Origin of the sequence: Halorubrum xinjiangense (genome assembly GCF_900102375.1) — an archaeon.
GTDB classification, from domain to species: domain Archaea; phylum Halobacteriota; class Halobacteria; order Halobacteriales; family Haloferacaceae; genus Halorubrum; species Halorubrum xinjiangense.
In genome coordinates, this window is sequence record NZ_FNBO01000002.1 from 196689 (window position 1) to 212224 (window position 15536).

General features: G+C 68.7%; 16 protein-coding genes and 1 pseudogene. 13 read left to right on the forward strand and 4 right to left on the reverse strand.

The genetic code is table 11. The features are described 5' to 3' along the window. The first annotated feature begins 13 nt into the window (after positions 1-13). The 12 genes and pseudogenes from F3H13_RS03840 to F3H13_RS03890 all read left to right on the forward strand — a co-directional run bounded on the left by F3H13_RS03840 (position 14) and on the right by F3H13_RS03890 (position 10272). Complete coding sequence (locus F3H13_RS03840; protein ID WP_149797736.1) at positions 14-901, forward strand: 16S ribosomal RNA methyltransferase A; 888 nt, start codon at positions 14-16, stop codon at positions 899-901. Then, positions 898-2076, forward strand: a complete 1179-nt coding sequence (locus F3H13_RS03845) for a mechanosensitive ion channel family protein (RefSeq protein WP_149797737.1) — start codon at positions 898-900, stop codon at positions 2074-2076. Before F3H13_RS03840 ends, F3H13_RS03845 begins: the two co-directional genes overlap by 4 nt. After that, a complete protein-coding gene (locus F3H13_RS03850; RefSeq protein WP_149797738.1) occupies positions 2073-2708 on the forward strand; it encodes a HemK2/MTQ2 family protein methyltransferase in 636 nt (211 codons plus the stop codon). Before F3H13_RS03845 ends, F3H13_RS03850 begins: the two co-directional genes overlap by 4 nt. A gap of 78 nt (positions 2709-2786) precedes the next feature. Continuing rightward, positions 2787-3803 carry a 5-methyltetrahydropteroyltriglutamate--homocysteine methyltransferase gene (locus F3H13_RS03855; protein ID WP_149797739.1) on the forward strand — a complete coding sequence of 339 codons (1017 nt, stop codon included), beginning with the start codon at positions 2787-2789 and terminating at the stop codon, positions 3801-3803. Then, positions 3803-4876, forward strand: coding sequence for a methionine synthase (locus F3H13_RS03860; RefSeq protein WP_149797740.1), 1074 nt, complete (start codon positions 3803-3805; stop codon positions 4874-4876). The genes F3H13_RS03855 and F3H13_RS03860 overlap by 1 nt, the downstream gene beginning before the upstream one ends. 139 nt (positions 4877-5015) lie before the next feature. Further along, positions 5016-5636 (forward strand): hypothetical protein, encoded by a 621-nt coding sequence (locus tag F3H13_RS03865; RefSeq protein WP_149797741.1) that lies wholly within the window; start codon positions 5016-5018, stop codon positions 5634-5636. A 549-nt stretch (positions 5637-6185) separates the two neighbouring features. Then, positions 6186-6317 (forward strand): hypothetical protein, encoded by a 132-nt coding sequence (locus F3H13_RS16495; protein ID WP_262488587.1) that lies wholly within the window; start codon positions 6186-6188, stop codon positions 6315-6317. An 87-nt stretch (positions 6318-6404) separates the two neighbouring features. Continuing rightward, positions 6405-7810: pseudogene (locus tag F3H13_RS03870) on the forward strand (permease). A 126-nt stretch (positions 7811-7936) separates the two neighbouring features. Beyond that, positions 7937-8539, forward strand: a complete 603-nt coding sequence (locus tag F3H13_RS03875) for a helix-turn-helix transcriptional regulator (RefSeq protein ID WP_149797742.1) — start codon at positions 7937-7939, stop codon at positions 8537-8539. Positions 8540-8706: 167 nt separating this feature from the next. Further along, positions 8707-9024 (forward strand): hypothetical protein, encoded by a 318-nt coding sequence (locus F3H13_RS03880; RefSeq protein ID WP_149797743.1) that lies wholly within the window; start codon positions 8707-8709, stop codon positions 9022-9024. Positions 9025-9087: 63 nt separating this feature from the next. Then, positions 9088-9333, forward strand: a complete 246-nt coding sequence (locus tag F3H13_RS03885; RefSeq protein ID WP_223174369.1) for a hypothetical protein — start codon at positions 9088-9090, stop codon at positions 9331-9333. A 189-nt stretch (positions 9334-9522) separates the two neighbouring features. Next, entirely contained in the window at positions 9523-10272 is a 750-nt protein-coding gene (locus tag F3H13_RS03890) for a sugar phosphate isomerase/epimerase family protein (RefSeq protein ID WP_149797744.1), read from the forward strand. 9 nt (positions 10273-10281) lie between these two features. On the opposite strand, the gene F3H13_RS03895 is transcribed toward F3H13_RS03890, so the two are convergent. From F3H13_RS03895 to F3H13_RS03905, 3 genes are all read right to left on the reverse strand, one after another. Then, the gene (locus F3H13_RS03895) at positions 10282-11193 is read right to left on the reverse strand and encodes a DUF7547 family protein (RefSeq protein WP_149797745.1); all 912 of its coding nucleotides are present in this window, start codon (positions 11191-11193) and stop codon (positions 10282-10284) included. 68 nt (positions 11194-11261) lie between these two features. Further along, positions 11262-12488, reverse strand: a complete 1227-nt coding sequence (locus F3H13_RS03900) for a GNAT family N-acetyltransferase (RefSeq protein WP_149797746.1) — start codon at positions 12486-12488, stop codon at positions 11262-11264. A gap of 76 nt (positions 12489-12564) precedes the next feature. Next, a complete protein-coding gene (locus tag F3H13_RS03905) occupies positions 12565-13665 on the reverse strand; it encodes an NADH:flavin oxidoreductase/NADH oxidase (protein ID WP_149797747.1) in 1101 nt (366 codons plus the stop codon). Positions 13666-13778: 113 nt separating this feature from the next. On the opposite strand from F3H13_RS03905, the gene F3H13_RS16100 reads away from it, so the two are divergent. Then, positions 13779-13940, forward strand: coding sequence for a hypothetical protein (locus F3H13_RS16100; protein WP_188127990.1), 162 nt, complete (start codon positions 13779-13781; stop codon positions 13938-13940). A gap of 204 nt (positions 13941-14144) precedes the next feature. On the opposite strand, the gene F3H13_RS03910 is transcribed toward F3H13_RS16100, so the two are convergent. Beyond that, on the reverse strand, positions 14145-15422 hold the full coding sequence (locus tag F3H13_RS03910; protein WP_149797748.1) for an aminotransferase class V-fold PLP-dependent enzyme: 1278 nt from the start codon (positions 15420-15422) through the stop codon (positions 14145-14147). Positions 15423-15536: the final 114 nt, after the last annotated feature.

Below are 15536 nucleotides of genomic sequence, written 5' to 3' on the forward strand. Positions count from 1 at the left end.
GTCTACCCCGGCTATGACCGACTCATCGACGGGTGAGGGCGCCGCGTACGGGAGCCGCGATCCCGACGCGCTCGCGAGGCGGGCCGGCGCGCGCGCCGACCCCGACCGCGACCAGCACTTCCTCGTCGACGACCGGGTCCTCGACCGGATCCCGACGTACCTCCCCGACGGCGCCGACGCCAGCCACCTCCTCGAGATCGGCGGCGGCGCCGGCGCGCTCACCGACCGGCTGCTGGCGACCGCGAGCGACGCCGCCGGGCGTCTGACGGTGATCGAGCGCGACAAGGCCTTCGCCGAGTTCCTCCGCGAGGAGTTCGCGGCCGCGGTCGCCGACGGGCTCCTCGACGTGGTGGACGGCGACGCGCTCGACGTCGACCTCCCGCCCTTCTCGGCCTGCGTCGCGAACCTTCCGTACGGCGTCTCCTCGGAGATCGCCTTCCGGCTGCTGCCCGAGAAGAAGCCGCTCGTGTTGATGTTCCAGGCGGAGTTCGCCGACCGAATGGTCGCGTCCGCCGGCGAGTCCGCGTACGGCCGGCTCTCGGTGTCGGCGCAGCACTACGCCGACGTGGAGATCGTCGAGCGCGTCCCGAAGGAGGCGTTCGACCCGCAGCCGGCCGTCGAGAGCGCGCTGGTGCGCTGTACCCCCCGCGACCCCGACTACGCCGTCGGCGACGAGGCGTTCTTCCTCCGGTTCGTGAAGGCGCTTTTCACCCAGCGGCGCAAGACGGTGCGGAACGCGGTGCGGAACACGGCGCACATCTCCGGGCTCAACGACCCGGAGGCGGTCGTCGACGCGGCGGACGAGGAGCTGCTGCGTAGCCGGCCCGGCACGCTGGAGCCGGCGGCGTTCGCCGCGCTGGCGGAGCTGGCCCGCGAGCGCGGGTCCCCGACGGAGGCGTGACGATGACCGGCTGGATCGGCCTCGTGACGGAGCTTCAGCGCGCGCTCGCCGGCAACTTCGAGCGGTTCGCCGCCTCGGTCGGGATCGTCGCCGCCGTGGTCGCGGTCCGGTACCTCACGGGGCGGCTGAAACGCGGGGACAGGGACCTCACCTCGACGAAGCGGCTCCTGCTGTCGGCGGCGGTCGGCGTCGCCACCGCGGCGGGGGCGATCACCCTGATCGCGGTGTGGGACCGGAGCGGCGCCCTCTTCGAGGCCGCGCGGTCGACGCTGACAGCCAATCAGGTGTCGAACGTCGTCCTCGCGGTGATCCTCCTGGCGATCGCGTACGCGCTCACGGACTTCCTCGGCGGCGTCATCCGCGAGGTCGGCGCCGAGAGCGCGTCGATCTCCCAACACCAACAGGAGGTCATCCTGCGGATCACACAGCTGACCGTCTACACGACTGTGCTGGTCGCCGTCGTCGGGCTGTTCACCGACAACGTCGGCAGCCTCCTCGTCGGCGCGGGGTTCCTCGGGATCGTGGTCGGGATGGCCGCGCGGCAGACGCTCGGCGCGGTCCTCGCGGGCTTCGTGTTGATGTTCTCGCGGCCGTTCGAGGTCGGTGACTGGGTGGAGGTCGGCGACCACGAGGGGACGGTGACGGAGATCTCGATCATGAGCACGCGGCTCCGGTCGTTCGACGGCGAGGTGATCACGATGCCGAACGACGACGTCCGCTCGGGCTCGATCGTCGACCGCTCGCGGCGGAACCGGCTGCGGATCGAAGTCGAGGTCGGCGTCGACTACGACACCGACGTCGAGCGCGCGGCCGCGGTCGTCGAGGAGGCGGTCGCCGACGTCGAGGACGTCGCCGAGATGCCCGAGCCGAACGCCGTGACGAAGCGCTTCGACGACTCGGCGGTCGTGTTGGGGCTGCGGTACTGGATCCGGAACCCGAGCATGCGGAAGCGCTGGCGGACCCAGACCGCTGCGATGAACGCGATGAAGGACGCGCTCGAAGACGAAGGGATCGTCATCCCGTTCCCGCAACAGACGCTCTCCGCCCGCGCGGAGGGCACCTCCGGACCGCAGTTGGACGCGTCGGTCGAGGGGCGCGCGGCGACGCGCGAGGGGTCCGAGAACTCCGGCGCCGCCGACGCGGGCGACGCCGAGGCGGAGGGCGACGACCGATGACCGGGGACGGAGACGAGCGCGGCGGCGGCGGGGCTGAGCGCGGCGGAGCTGAGCGCGGCGGCGGCCTCGCGGAGCGACGCGGGGTCGACGACGTGGTCGTCTACCAGCCCGCCGAGGACTCCGGGCTGCTCGCGGAGGCGGCGGTCGCGGAGGCGCACGGGCGCGTGCTGGAGGTCGGTACGGGGTCGGGGTGGGTCGCCGAGCGGGTCGCGACCGAGCGCGACCTCGACGTGGTCGGCAGCGACCTCAACCCGCACGCCGCGCGAGAGGCCCGCGAGCGCGGCGTCGAGGCCGTCGTCGCCGACCTCCTCTCGCCGTTCCGCGCGGACGCGTTCGACGCGGTGTGTTTCAACCCGCCGTACCTCCCGACCGACCCCGACAACGAGTGGGGCGACTGGATGGAACGCGCGCTCTCGGGCGGCGAGTCGGGCCGCGAGCTCATCGAGCCCTTCCTCGCGGACGTGGACCGCGTCCTCGCCCCCGACGGGGTCGTCCTCCTGCTCGTCTCCTCGCTCACGGGGTACGACGAGGTGCTCGACCTGATCGACGAGGCCGGCTTCGCGGCCGATCCCGTCGTCGAGGAGTCGTTCCCGTTCGAGACGCTCACGGTGCTGGCGCTGCGTCGAGCGTAGCCGCCCTCTCGGCGATATTACTTGAAGATATAATAGTCATTAGCAAATATTATACGACGGCATATCTAACGGACGGTAATGACCGAACGTGTCGCGGCGACGCCGGGGCTGTATCCGCTCCCGGACCGGGCGAAAGAGACGCTCTCCGACCTGAAGGGCCACCAGAAGGGGGACCTCCTGAGCGGCGACGAGAGCGAGGCGATCGTGGCGGAGTACGACGAGGTGCGCGCCGAGTACGTCGACGACCAGCTGGACGCCGGCCTCGACCTGATATCCGAGGGGCAGGGCCGCTGGGACGACATGATCGCGCACCCGCTGACCGTCAGCGACGCCGTCGAGACCGGCGGGATCGTCCGGTACTACGACAACAACAACTTCTACCGCGACCCGCGCGTCGTCGACGATCTCGGCGCCTCCGGCGACGTGGCGGGCGAACTGGAGACGGCCGCGGACCTGCTCGCCGACGCGGACGGCGCCGGCGACGCGTCGCTCGCGGCGACGCTGCCGGGGCCGTACTCGCTTGCCGACCTCGCGACGGACGAGCACTACGGGGACGAGGCCGGGTTCCAGGCCGCGATCGCCGAGTTCCTCGCGGCCGAGGTCGAGGCGTTCCCGGCCCACGAGACGCTGTTCCTCCTCGAGCCGTCGCTCGTCACGAACCCGCCCGCCGAGGGCGAAGAGGAGTTCGCGACCGAGGCGATCGCGACGGTCGTCGACGCGACCGACGCCGACGTGGTCGTCCAGACGTTCTACGGCGCGCTCGGCGAGAAGCTGTACGCGCACCTCGTCGACGAGGCGGGCGCCGACGCGCTCGGGCTCGACCTCGTCGCCGGCGACCGCGACGACACCGTCTACAACGTTCAGGAGTTCGGCTCGACCGACTCGCTGTCGCTCGGGCTCGTCGACGGGCAGAACACGCTCGTCGAGGCGCCGGAGACGGTCGCGGAGCGCGTCGAGTGGTTCGAAGAGCAGATCCCGCTCGAGGGGTTCGACCGGACCTACCTCACGCCGAACACCGAGCTGTTCTACCTGCCGACGAACAAGTACCGCGAGAAGCTGAACGCGCTCGCCGCCGCCGCGGAGGTGCTCGAGTAATGGTCAGAAACCCCGAAGCAAACCGCGACCAGTTCTGCCCGAACGACCACCCGAACGAGGCGTTCCTGCTGACCACCGTCGTCGGCTCGTACCCGAAGCCGAAGTGGCTCAACCGCGCGGACGAGCTCGTCGACGACCCCGACTCGAAGTTCGACGAGTCGGATCTCGAGGAGGCCCACGACGACGCCTGCCGGCTGATCACCCACGAGCACGAGCGCGCCGGGCTGGACACGGTCGTCGACGGCGAGATGCGCCGCAACGAGATGGTGGAGTTCTTCGCCGACCGCATCGACGGCTACGAGTTCAACGGGCCCGTGAAGGTGTGGGGGCACAACTACTTCGACAAGCCGTCGGTCGTCGAGGAGGTCGAGTACGACGAGCCGTGGCTCGTCGACGAGTTCGAGTTCACCTCGAACGTCGCCGAGCGTCCCGTCAAGGTCCCCATTACGGGGCCGTACACGCTCGGATTCTGGGCGTTCAACGAGGCGTACCCCTCCACCGAGGAGCTCGTCTACGACCTCGCGGACCTCGTCAACGAGGAGGTCGAGAAGCTGGTCGAGGCCGGCGCGCGCTACATCCAGATCGACGAGCCCGCGCTGGCGACGACGCCGGAGGACCACGCCATCGTCGGCGAGGCGCTCGAACGCATCGTCTCGGGCATCGACGAGGAGGTCCGCATCGGGCTCCACGTCTGCTACGGCGACTACTCGCGGATCTACCCCGAGATCAACGACTACCCGATCGACGAGTTCGACGTCGAGCTGTGTAACGGCGACTTCGAGCAGATCCCGACGTTCACCGACCCCGAGTTAGAGCCCGACCTCGCGCTCGGCGTCGTCGACGCCCACACGGCTGAGATCGAGCCGGTCGAGGCGATCAAAGAGAATATCCGGCAGGGCCTGCGCGTCGTCCCGCCGGAGAAGCTCACGATCTCGCCCGACTGCGGGCTGAAGCTGCTCCCGCGCGAGGTCGCCTACGGCAAGACCGAGAACATGGTGACCGCGGTCCGCGAGGTCGAAGCCGAGATCGATTCCGGCGAGATCGACCTCGCCAATCCGCTCGCGGACGACTGACGCGCCGCTGTCGGAGCGGCTGCGCTCTCCCTTCTCCCGCCGTGCCGAACTTTTCTGAGCACGCGAGCTCGTAGCACCGCCCTACGCGGCGTACGCCGCGAATTACCAACACGGCTAGCTCCGTACGCGACGTACTCGTATGAACACGGAACCCCGGCGGAAAGTACTCGGATACATCGGAACCGGAGCCCTGGCGGGCTCCGCGGGCCTGTACGGGCTCACCCGGTTCGCTCGGACGGCGTCGGCCCAAGTCGCTTTCGACTTCGAGGACGCCACCGTCGATCTCCCGGACGACGACGCCATCGACGACCTCCGTATCACCGGCGATGTCTCCGGCGACTTCGACACCGCCGCCGGCCCCTCGGAAACCGTCCTGCTCAACTTAGACGTCGAGTTCGACCGGTTCGGAAGCTTCTCCGACGACGTAAACCGCAATCCCGACCAGCCACGGGGCAGCGTCGCCTGGCAACCGACGTACTCGCTCGTCGAGCGGACGGAGTTCACCGGCGAGGGCCAGGACGTCCAGTCGGCCTCCTACGACAACAACACGGTCTCGTACGACGTGACAGCGGGCGTCGAGATAGAGGTCTACGCCGACGGCTCCCTGGTGGCCGAGGCGCAGGACGCCGCCACCGGGACCATCACCTTCCGCGACCCCGCCGACTCGCAGACCGACAACGAGACCGAAAGCGGCGGTGAAGACACCGACCCCGCCGAAGCCTCCGTCGACGTCTCCTTCGGGTTCGAAGTGGATACGTAACACTGCGAGGATTTTCGAGCGATTCCGGGAGTAGGTGTATCGGTACAGCTGGTCGGTCGTTTATAACTCAGATCACGGTGTTGTTGTCGGTTGTTTATAAGTAACCGGCGCTGCTGGGATGAGGATCTCCAAAGCCCCAGTCGCGACGGCTCGCGCGCCTTGCTGTGCTCCTCAGTCGCTCGTTTCACTCGCTCCTTGCGGTGCTTACTGCGGCGTGCTTCGCCCTCGCGACTGCCCCTTTGAGTCCCGCCCCGCATCGCACGGCACGGCACCTCACACCTCCCCAGCCTCGTCGCTGGCGCCAACGGCGCCAGCGACTCCCTCGCACCGTCGGTTCGCGGCCTGACGGCCGCTCACCGGGGCGCGCCATCGCCCGCCTTTATAAGCTATCGCCGCCGTGGCTCACGGATATTTAAATGCCGAATCGCAGGCATCGATCTGCGATACCCACTCCCGCTATCGCTCATCACCGTTCCCGTGCCGCTGGATCGCGACAGAGCCACGAATCCGTGCCACCATCTGTACAAAACCGCCGGACCCACCGTCGACATGGAGATCGGTCTCACCGTCGACATGGAGATCGGTCTCACCGTCGGCGACGACCTCGACTGGCTCGCGGCGTCGCCCGCGCGGTCCGCGATGAGCGGGTTTCTGGTTCGCTATCCAAAGATAGTCGCTTGAAAGCTTTCGATCCCACAGCGTCTCCGGCGTCTCGGGAGAGGTATTCTAATGGAAACTGCAATAGATTCCGCCTACGAGTATCTAACTATGGAGGCAGCGATACTCGACGGCGTCCTCGAATCCCTCCGTATCGGTGTCGGGTTCCTCTGGACGGCCGCGTGGGCGATCATCATGGGGCTCACGGTCACGAGTCTCGTTCAGGTGTACGTCTCGAAGGAGCGAATGGCGCAGGCGCTGGGCGACGGCGACTTGCGCGGTCTCACGAAGGCGACGGTGTTCGGCGCGGCGAGCAGCGGGTGTAGTTTCGGGGCCGTCGCCATCGGAAAGGGGCTGTTCAAAAAAGGCGCCCACGCGGTGAACTTCCTCGCGTTCATGTTCGCGTCGACGAACCTCATCGTCGAACTCGGGCTGATGATCCTACTCCTGCTGGGTTGGGAGTTCCTGCTCGCGGAGCTGCTCGGCGGCCTGATTCTCATCGCCGTTATGGCCGCCATCGTCCACCTCACGCTCCCCGAAGCCCTCTTCGAGGAGGTCAGAGAGGCGCTCGCTGAACGCGATCGGGAGTCAGCGGTCAGCGAGGACCCCACCTGCGGAATGGAGGGAACGAAAGCGTACACCCTCACGACCGACGGCGGCGAGACGCTGCGGTTCTGCTCGGAGGGGTGTCTGGAGACGTACCGGCAGGAGGCGTCGAGCCGCGGCGGGTGGCGCGACGAGCTGCGCTCGTGGGGGGGCTGGTACAAGGTCGCCAACCAGTACCGCAAGGAGTGGTCGATGATCTGGAAGGACGTCGTCGCCGGCTTTCTCATCTCCGGGTTCGTCATCGTCTTCGTACCGCAGCGGGTGTGGAACGCCCTGTTCATTCAGGGAGACGGTCTGCTCGTGACCGCCGAGAACGCGGTCATGGGCGTCACGATCGCGGTCTTCAGCTTCGTCGGCAGCATGGGGAACGTCGCGTTCGCGGTCGCGCTGTGGGGCGGCGGCGTGAGCTTCGCCGGGATCATCGCGTTCGTCTACGCCGACCTCATCACGATCCCCGTCTTGAACGTCTACCGGAAGTACTACGGCTGGAAGGTCATGCTGTACATCCTCGGCGTCTTCTTCGTCACGATGGCGTTCACCGGCTTCCTCATGGAGCTGCTGTTCGACGCCTTAGGCATCGTCCCCGACCTCGCTGGCGGCGAGACGGCGACCGAGCAGACGTACTTCGAGTTCAACTACACGTTCTTCCTCAACCTCGTCGCCTTCGCGCTCTCCGGGTTCCTCCTGTACGTCTATCGGCGCGGTCTCGGCGCGGTCTCGGCGCGCCCGGAGAGTACCGCGATCCGGTCTGCGGCATGCGGACCGACGACGAGGGCCCCAGCGCGTCCCACGACGGGGCGACGTATCACTTCTGCTCGACGGCGTGTGAGCGGATGTTCGAGGAGGCGCCGAGGGAGTTCGCCGATCAGCACCCGGAGATCCGGAGTCGCGACCACGACCATGACCACTGACGACTTCGTCGGGGGCGCTCCGGGAATGCGCGATCCCGTTGGTGTGGTTCTGATCCGCAATCATCACACTCGTCGCCCCCGAACTACCGGTATGAACAGTCAGACGTCGAACCCGGGGGTCTCCGTATGAACCGACGTCGAGCGGACGCCGTCGTCGGTGTGCTCCTCGGGTTCGTCCTCTTGGCCGGCGGGGGGCTCACCTGGCGAGCGTATCAACGGCGCCGCGCCCTCGAGCAGTCGATGGGGTCGATGATGGACTCGTCGATGGGGTCGCTACACGGACCAGACCCCCTCTGGTACGCAGTCGGAACGCTGCTGGTCGTGGGCGTGATCGGCGGCGTCTACTTCTTGGTCCGTGGCGAGCTCACCGGGTCGGGAGCGACCGACTCGGGGGTGAACGATACTCCCGACCCGCCGTCGGCGGAGACCGCTACGTCCGCGGAAGGCGGCGAAGGCTCACAGGCGACCTCTCTCAACCCCGAGTCTAACCCGCAGGCGCGGGTCCTCGATCTCCTGCCGGACGATGAACGACGCGTCCTCGAACCCGTGTTGAACTCCCCCGGGACCACGCAGATCGAACTCCGCGATCGGTCCGGTTTCTCGAAGAGCAAGGTGAGTCAGACGGTGAGCTCACTCGAAGAGCGCGGGCTGCTGTATCGGGAACGACAAGGGCGGACCTACCGCGTGTATCCGAGCGACGACCTCCGGCAGCAACGGCCGGACGGGTAGCCGCCGGCCGGTAGACTCCCTCCGTCCGAATTCGGCAGGTATGAACGGTCCTCGGAAAATGAAACGTTTAGGTGAGCTTGTAAACGCTCTCAAACGTTTTCAGGCTTGCGTTCACGCCCGCGAGCATAACTCAGAGCCCGCCGTATGAGCAGGTGAGGCGAAAGACAATGACCGACCGAAACATCGGACGATGGCTGCTCGTGGCGCTCGCGATCGCCGGACTCGCATTCGCTGCCCCGGTAGTCAGCGCACACGGAGACGAACCGGTCCGGGAAAACGAAACGGCGGCCGAAGGGACGCCGATCGACGGCGAGATGGCGGAGCGGGCCGCCTGGATGGATCGTCATATGACCGGTCAGATGGGCCCGAACGCCGTCGACGAGATGGAAGCTCACATGGGCGTCACCGTCGAGGAGATGGTCCGAGATATGGCGGACGAAGATCATCCGGCCGCGGGGATGAACGGACGGGGGTACGGTTGTTAACGGTCGCCGTTCGACTCGATTGCCAAGCGTAGGGCCGTTCAAAGAATCCACTCACCGGTCACAATGACACACGATATCGACGCCCTCGGACGGACGATTCGCCGAATCGCGACGCTCGCGGTCCCGCTGTTGATCGCCGCGACGGGCACCGCGGCTGCTCACGGGAGCGGCGGCTACGGCGGCGGCATGATGGGCGGCTGGGGTCTTTTCGGCGGTATAATGGGGTTCTGGGGGATCCTCTGGATGGGGCTACTGATTGCCGTCCCGCTGTATCTCGTCTACGTGCTCCTCGAGAGGAGCTCCGGGTGAACCGACACCCGACCGACTCCGGTCCGCCGCGAGCGCCGTGCCAGTGGTGGACTCCCCGACGAACAGTTCACGCGGCGGCGCCGCAAACACGAGCGATCGGAGTGGCCATCTCTGGCTGGTAGTATAATTCCTTATTTAAATACTGAAATAATCAGAGATACATAACACGCCGCCGCACCCACCGCCGACATGGAGATCGGTCTCACCGTCGGCGACGACCTCGACCGCCTCGCGGCGTCGCCCGCGCGGTTCGACTTCTGCGAACTCGGTGTCGGCGAGCCGACGCTCGTCCCGGAGGATATCGACCCGGAGCGCCTGACCGACGCGCTCGCCGGCCGCGACCTGCTCGTTCACCTCCCGTACAGCCAGCGGCTGGCGACGTACGTCTCCGAGGTCAACGACGCCATCGTCGACTACCAGCGCCGCCTTTTAAATTCGGCGGGCGAACTCGGCGCGGAGAAGGCGGTCCTCCACGCCACCTCCGCCGACCGCGACGACGTGGACTTCCGTGAGACCGCGGCCGACCAGCTCCGGCGGGTCGCGGATGCCGGCCGCGAGGCGGGCGTCGAGGTCGTCGTCGAGAACGTCGGCCACCAGCATGCGGGGCTCCAGCTCTCCGTCCTCGGTGACCTCGCCCGGGAGACGGACACGTCGGTCTGCTTTGACGTCGGCCACGCGTACATGGAGGGCGGCAACAAGGCGATAAAGCGGTTCCTCCGAAGCCACGGCGACCGGATCTCGCACCTCCACTGCCACGACGTCCGTCGCCGCGGGGACACGCACCTCCCCGTGGGGGCAGGCGAGGTCGACTACGGCGTCGTCGAGTCGGAACTCGCCGACTTCGACGGGACCGTCGCGCTGGAGGTGTTCACCGACGACGAGACGCTCCTCGTCGACTCCGCCGAGCGCGTCGCCGACCGGCTCGGCGTCACCTTTTAAATACGCGGCTCAGTTCGCCCGGTCGGCCGCGTCGTCGGCGTCCGAGTCGTTGTCGGCCGCGTTGTCGCCGTCCGGGTTCTCGTCGTCCGCATCGCCGTCCCCGTCCGCGCCACTCTCCGTGCCGTCGCCCTCGCCGGGATCGCCCTCGTCCACGCTCGGACTATTCCCGCCGGCGTCCGGGTCGACCTCGTCGCCGTCGATCTGGCGCTTTATCGACTCCAGCTCGGACTCGACGTCGATCTCCGGCGGGTCGTCGGCGTCCTCGGCTCCCTCGCCCTCGGCGTCGTCTCCGCTCTCTCCGGGCTCGGTCACGTCGATCTGAACCGGGCTCGCCTCGTCGCCTCGGTCGGACCGCGTCTCGACTCCATCTCGGCGCCCGCCGTCTCGCTCTCGGGTCGCGTCGTCTCGCCGACCGTCTCGCTCCCGCCCCAGCCGCCGGTCTCGCGCCGCGTCGGCCTCGCGGCGCCCCTCGTCTATCCGGGACTCGATCTCCGCGGTGAGGTCGCGCGCGTCGGCGACGATCGAGCGGGAGGCGGCCTCTTCGGGAAGGTCGGCCTCCGAGAGGGCGGTTCGGAGCTCCGCGAGCGACCGCGAGAGACCGGCCGTCGCGCCGTCGCGGACGTCCGCGAGGCGGTCGCCCGCGCCCTCCGCGCCCTCGGCGACGCTCCGGCCGGGGTCGGCGAGCCGGAGGGTCCCCTGGAGCAGCTCGAGCGACTTGATCGTCGTCTCTAGCAGCGCGATGATCGTCGGGATCGTGTACTGTTCGGTGAACCGGACCAGCTCCGAGAGCCGGGGCGGCCGCGGGGGGCCGCGGCGGTCGCGCTCGGTCTCGCGGAGGTCGGCGCGGAGCTCGCTCAGCACGTCCTCGAGTTCGTCGAGCCGCTCCTCGAGGTCGTCGTCGCGTGGGTCACGGGAACTCATGCCGCCTCGTAGGCGGTCCGCGGATAAAAAGCCCTGCCGGGTCGCGGAAGCGGGTTCGAGCGAGCGCCTCAGAACCCCTCGCGCAGGTGCGTCGTCCGCGTCGGAAACAGCTCGCGGAGGTCGTCGGCGGTCGCGGAATCGACCGCGAGCCCGTCCCCCCGAATCACCTCGTCGACCGACCGGTACCCGACGTACAGCTGCGAGAGCGCGCCCATCTCGACCGGGGCGTCCGCGGTCCTGTCTGCGCCCCCGCCGCCGTCCGCCGGCTCCACTGCCACGGCGCCGTCAGCGACCTCGACCCGAAACGTCCGGTCGTTCCACGCCGCGAGAGGGTCGGCGACCGAAAGCGAGAACGCGGCCTCGACCGCCGGGTCGGGGGAGAGCGTTTCGAGCGCGGCGGCGACGTCGACGAGCCGGATCATCGGGCCGGTGCGGACCTCGCAGTCGACGGCGCGCGGGTCGTCGACGAGGTCGAGCAGGGGCGCGTCCGGCGGGGCGCGAATCTGTACCTCGTCGACCTGCGAGTCGTGGTTGCGGAAGAATCGCAGGAGCTGGAACCACGCCTCGTCGCCCGCGACGGCGACGTCTGTGACGCGCAGGACTGGATCGTCTCCGTCGCCCGCGTCGTCGTCGAAGCTGTACGCGCAGACGGCGCGGAGCCTGCCGTCGCGCTCCCAGCCGTAGACGAACGGGTCGGTCTTCCACCCCTGGAGGGTCCGCTCGCGCCACCACTCCTCGGTCCAGTCCATCGTCAGGTCGTAGCGGTCGGCCATCGCCGCGAGAACGGGCTTCACGGCCGGGTAGTCGTCCTCGCCCACCCGGCGGAAGCGCCCGGCGTCGCCGCCGTCGGTCGCGATGAGGTCGTCGACGAACCCCAGCGCGGCCGGCGGCGCGGTCAGATGACGGTATCGGCTCGCGGTCGCCCACCCGTAGTTCGCGTAGAAGGGATACTCGAAGGGCCACAGCGCCGAGACGGCAACGTCGCGCTCGCGGTACTCCGCCAGCGACTCCCGGAGCATGTGGGCGACGTTGCCTTCACGACGGTGTTCCGGCGGGGACGCGACCGCGGAGAGGCCGGCGACCTCGCGGTCCGCGCCGCGGATTCGCAGCGAGAAGTCGTGGTGCGCGCAGACCGCGACGGGGTCGTCGCCGTCGAACAGCCCCCGCGTGTCAGCGATGGTGTCGTGGTCGTCCGCCGCCTCGGGGTCGTACGGGCCCTCGGTCGGGGAGAACGCGTACCGCATGAACGCGTCGAACTCCTCGCCGCGCTCGTCGGGGAACGGTCGATACTCCATACGCGGTCGGCTCGCGGAAGCCGAATAAGTCTTCCCGGAGCGTGCGGGGGAGTACCGCCCCTCTTAGGGGGCCGTCTCAGTCGTAGCGCCCGCGGCGGTACTGGACGGGCCACTCGGCCTCTTCGCCGAGCTCATGGGCGGCCTCCAGCGGCCAGTACGGGTGCCGGAGCATCTCGCGGCCGAGCGCGACGAGGTCGGCCCGCCCGTTGCGGACGAGCGCGTCGGCGTGGGTCGGCTCCGTGATCCCGCCGACCGCGGCGACCGGCACGTCGGTCCCCTCGCGGATCGCCTCGGCGTACGGCACCTGGTAGCCCGGCCCCGCGTTCGGGATCTCCTGGTCGGGATGGATCCCGCCGCCCGAGACGTCGATCAGGTCGGCGCCCGCCTCGGCGAGCAGCGGCGCCAGCCGGACCGAGTCGTCCACGTCCCACGAGTCGCGGTCGGGGAGCCAGTCCGTCGCCGAGATGCGGACGAAGACGGGCTTCCCGTCGGGCCAGACCTCGCGCACGGCTTCGACGACCTCACGCAGGAGTCGAGCGCGGTTCTCGAAGCTTCCGCCGTACTCGTCGTCGCGGTCGTTGGTGACGGGCGACAGGAACTGGTGGAGCAGGTAGCCGTGGGCCGCGTGGACCTCCGCGACCTCGAAGCCGACGTCGCGCGCGCGCTCCGCCGCGACCGCGAACGCGTCGATCACCTCGTCGATGCCCGCACCGTCCAGCCGGCGGGTGTCGGTCAGGTCGCGGTCGTCGACGTTCGGATGCGGGTACGGCTCGTCGGTCGCTGAGACGGTCTCCCAGCCCGCCGGCTTGTCGACGGGAATCGGACCGCTCCCCTCGGCCGGCGGCTGGTGGGAGGCTTTCCGCCCGGCGTGAGCCAGTTGGATCCCCGGCGTCGCGCCCTGGGACTTCACGAACTCGACGATCGGTTCGATCCTCTCGGCGTGCTTGTCGGACCAGATCCCGAGGCAGTTCGGCGTGATGCGGCCGCGGGGTTCGACGGCGGTCGCCTCAGTCATCACGACCCCCGCGCCGCCGGCGGCGCGGGCGCCGAGGTGGACCCGATGCCAGTCGTTCGCCAGGCCGTCCTCGGCGGAGTACTGGCACATCGGCGACAGCATCACGCGGTTTCGGAACTCGGTGTCGCGGAGCGTGAGCGGTGTGAACAGGGTATCGGTCACGGGCGTGCGAACGACCGCCGAGGGGTAAGACCCACCGATCCCTCGCGCGGATCGCCGCGCACGGTTTAGGCCGACCGAAATCTATAACACCACTGGCCGCTGAGGGGGGCGTAATGACAACGGGAGACCGGATCGAGCGGAACGTCGAATCGGCGGCGGACGAGCGGCCGACCGTCGCCGCGACTCGCTGCTCGCAGGAGCGGACCGTCTTCGCCGAACAGGGCAACACCGACGCGTGGATAGCGACGGACCTCACGGTCGATCTCGAACGATAACGCGGCCGTCCCCGCACCTCGTCGACGACACCCGCCTCCTCCGCGTCCGCCACCCAGCGACGCCAAACCTCGCTCCTCGGAGCGCAGCGTCTCTTCCGGCAAGCCGAGCGGACGCAGAGTCGATGCGGCTTCCGTTACCGCGCCCGCCTCGCGGTCTCGATGTTCGTCGACGAGCGTGCGGACCCGGTCGAGGTCAGCGTCGTGCTACGCGAACAGGTCGCGCGCCTCGCGGACCGCGTCGACCAAGGCGTCGACCTCCTCGACAGTGTTGTAGAAGTAGAAGGAGGCGCGCGCGGAGGCGGCGACGCCCATCTCGTCGTGGAGCGGCTGGGTGCAGTGGTCGCCGGCGCGGATCGCGACGCCGTAGTCGTTGAGGATGCTGGAGAGGTCGTGGGCGTGGACGCCGTCGACGTTGAACGCGACGAGGCCGCCGCGGTCGTCGCCGGGCGGGCCGTAGATCTCGACCCCCCCGAGCGCTTCGAGCTCGTCGTAGGCGTACTCGGCGAGCAGGTCCTCGTGGGCCTCGATCCGGTCCATTCCGACCTCCTCGAGGTACTCGATCGCGGCCGCGAGGCCGATCCCCTGCGCGATCGAGGGCGTCCCGGCCTCGAACTTCCACGGGAGGTCCTCCCAGGTGGAGTCCTCGAAGGAGACGCGGCGGATCATGTCGCCGCCGTAGAGGTACGGCTGCATCCCCTCTAAGATCTCTTCGCGGCCGTAGAGGGCGCCGATCCCGGTCGGGCCGCACATCTTATGGCCGGAGAAGGCGAGGAAGTCGACACCCAGCTCTTGAACGTCGACCGGACGGGTCGGCACGGACTGCGCGGCGTCGGCGAACATCAGCGCGCCGTGGTCGTGTGCCAGATCGGCCAGCTCACCGATCGGGTTCACGGTTCCGAGCGTGTTCGACACGTGGACGACGGATACCATCTCGGTGTCGTCGTCGATCAGGTCGGCGGCGTCGTCCATGTCGAGCCGTCCCTCGTCGGTGACGTCGATGAAGCGCACGTCGGCGCCGGTGCGCTTGCCGATCTGCTGCCAGGTGACGAGCGAGGCGTGGTGCTCCATCTCGGAGAGGACGACGTTGTCGCCCGGACCGAGCTCTTCGAGCCCCCACGCGTAGGCGACGAGGTTCATCGCCTCGGTCGTGTTCTTGGTGAAGACAATCTCCTCGCGGCCCGCCGCGCCGACGAAGTCGGCGACCGCGTCGTGGGCCTCCTCGTAGGCGACGGAGGCCTCCTGGCTCAGCTGGTGGATCCCGCGGTGGACGTTGGCGTTGTAGCTCCGGTAGTAGTCGGAGATGGCGTCGACGACCGGGTCGGGCGTGTGCGAGGTCGCCGCGTTGTCGAGGTAGACGAGCGGCGTGTCGTCGCCCTCGCCCTCCCCGGCCGTCTCCGGATCCCCGCCGACCTTCCGATCGAGGATCGGGAAGTCGGCGCGGAGCGCCTCCACGTCGAACGGGTACTGTTCTTGGACTCCCATTACCCGGTATCGGGCCCCGAGCACTAACACACCTTCGGTCCGGTACGTCTTGCGGGTATCGCGGACGCGCGAAACGTCGGGAACTAGGGGGTTCGCGCCCCGAATTTGGCCCGG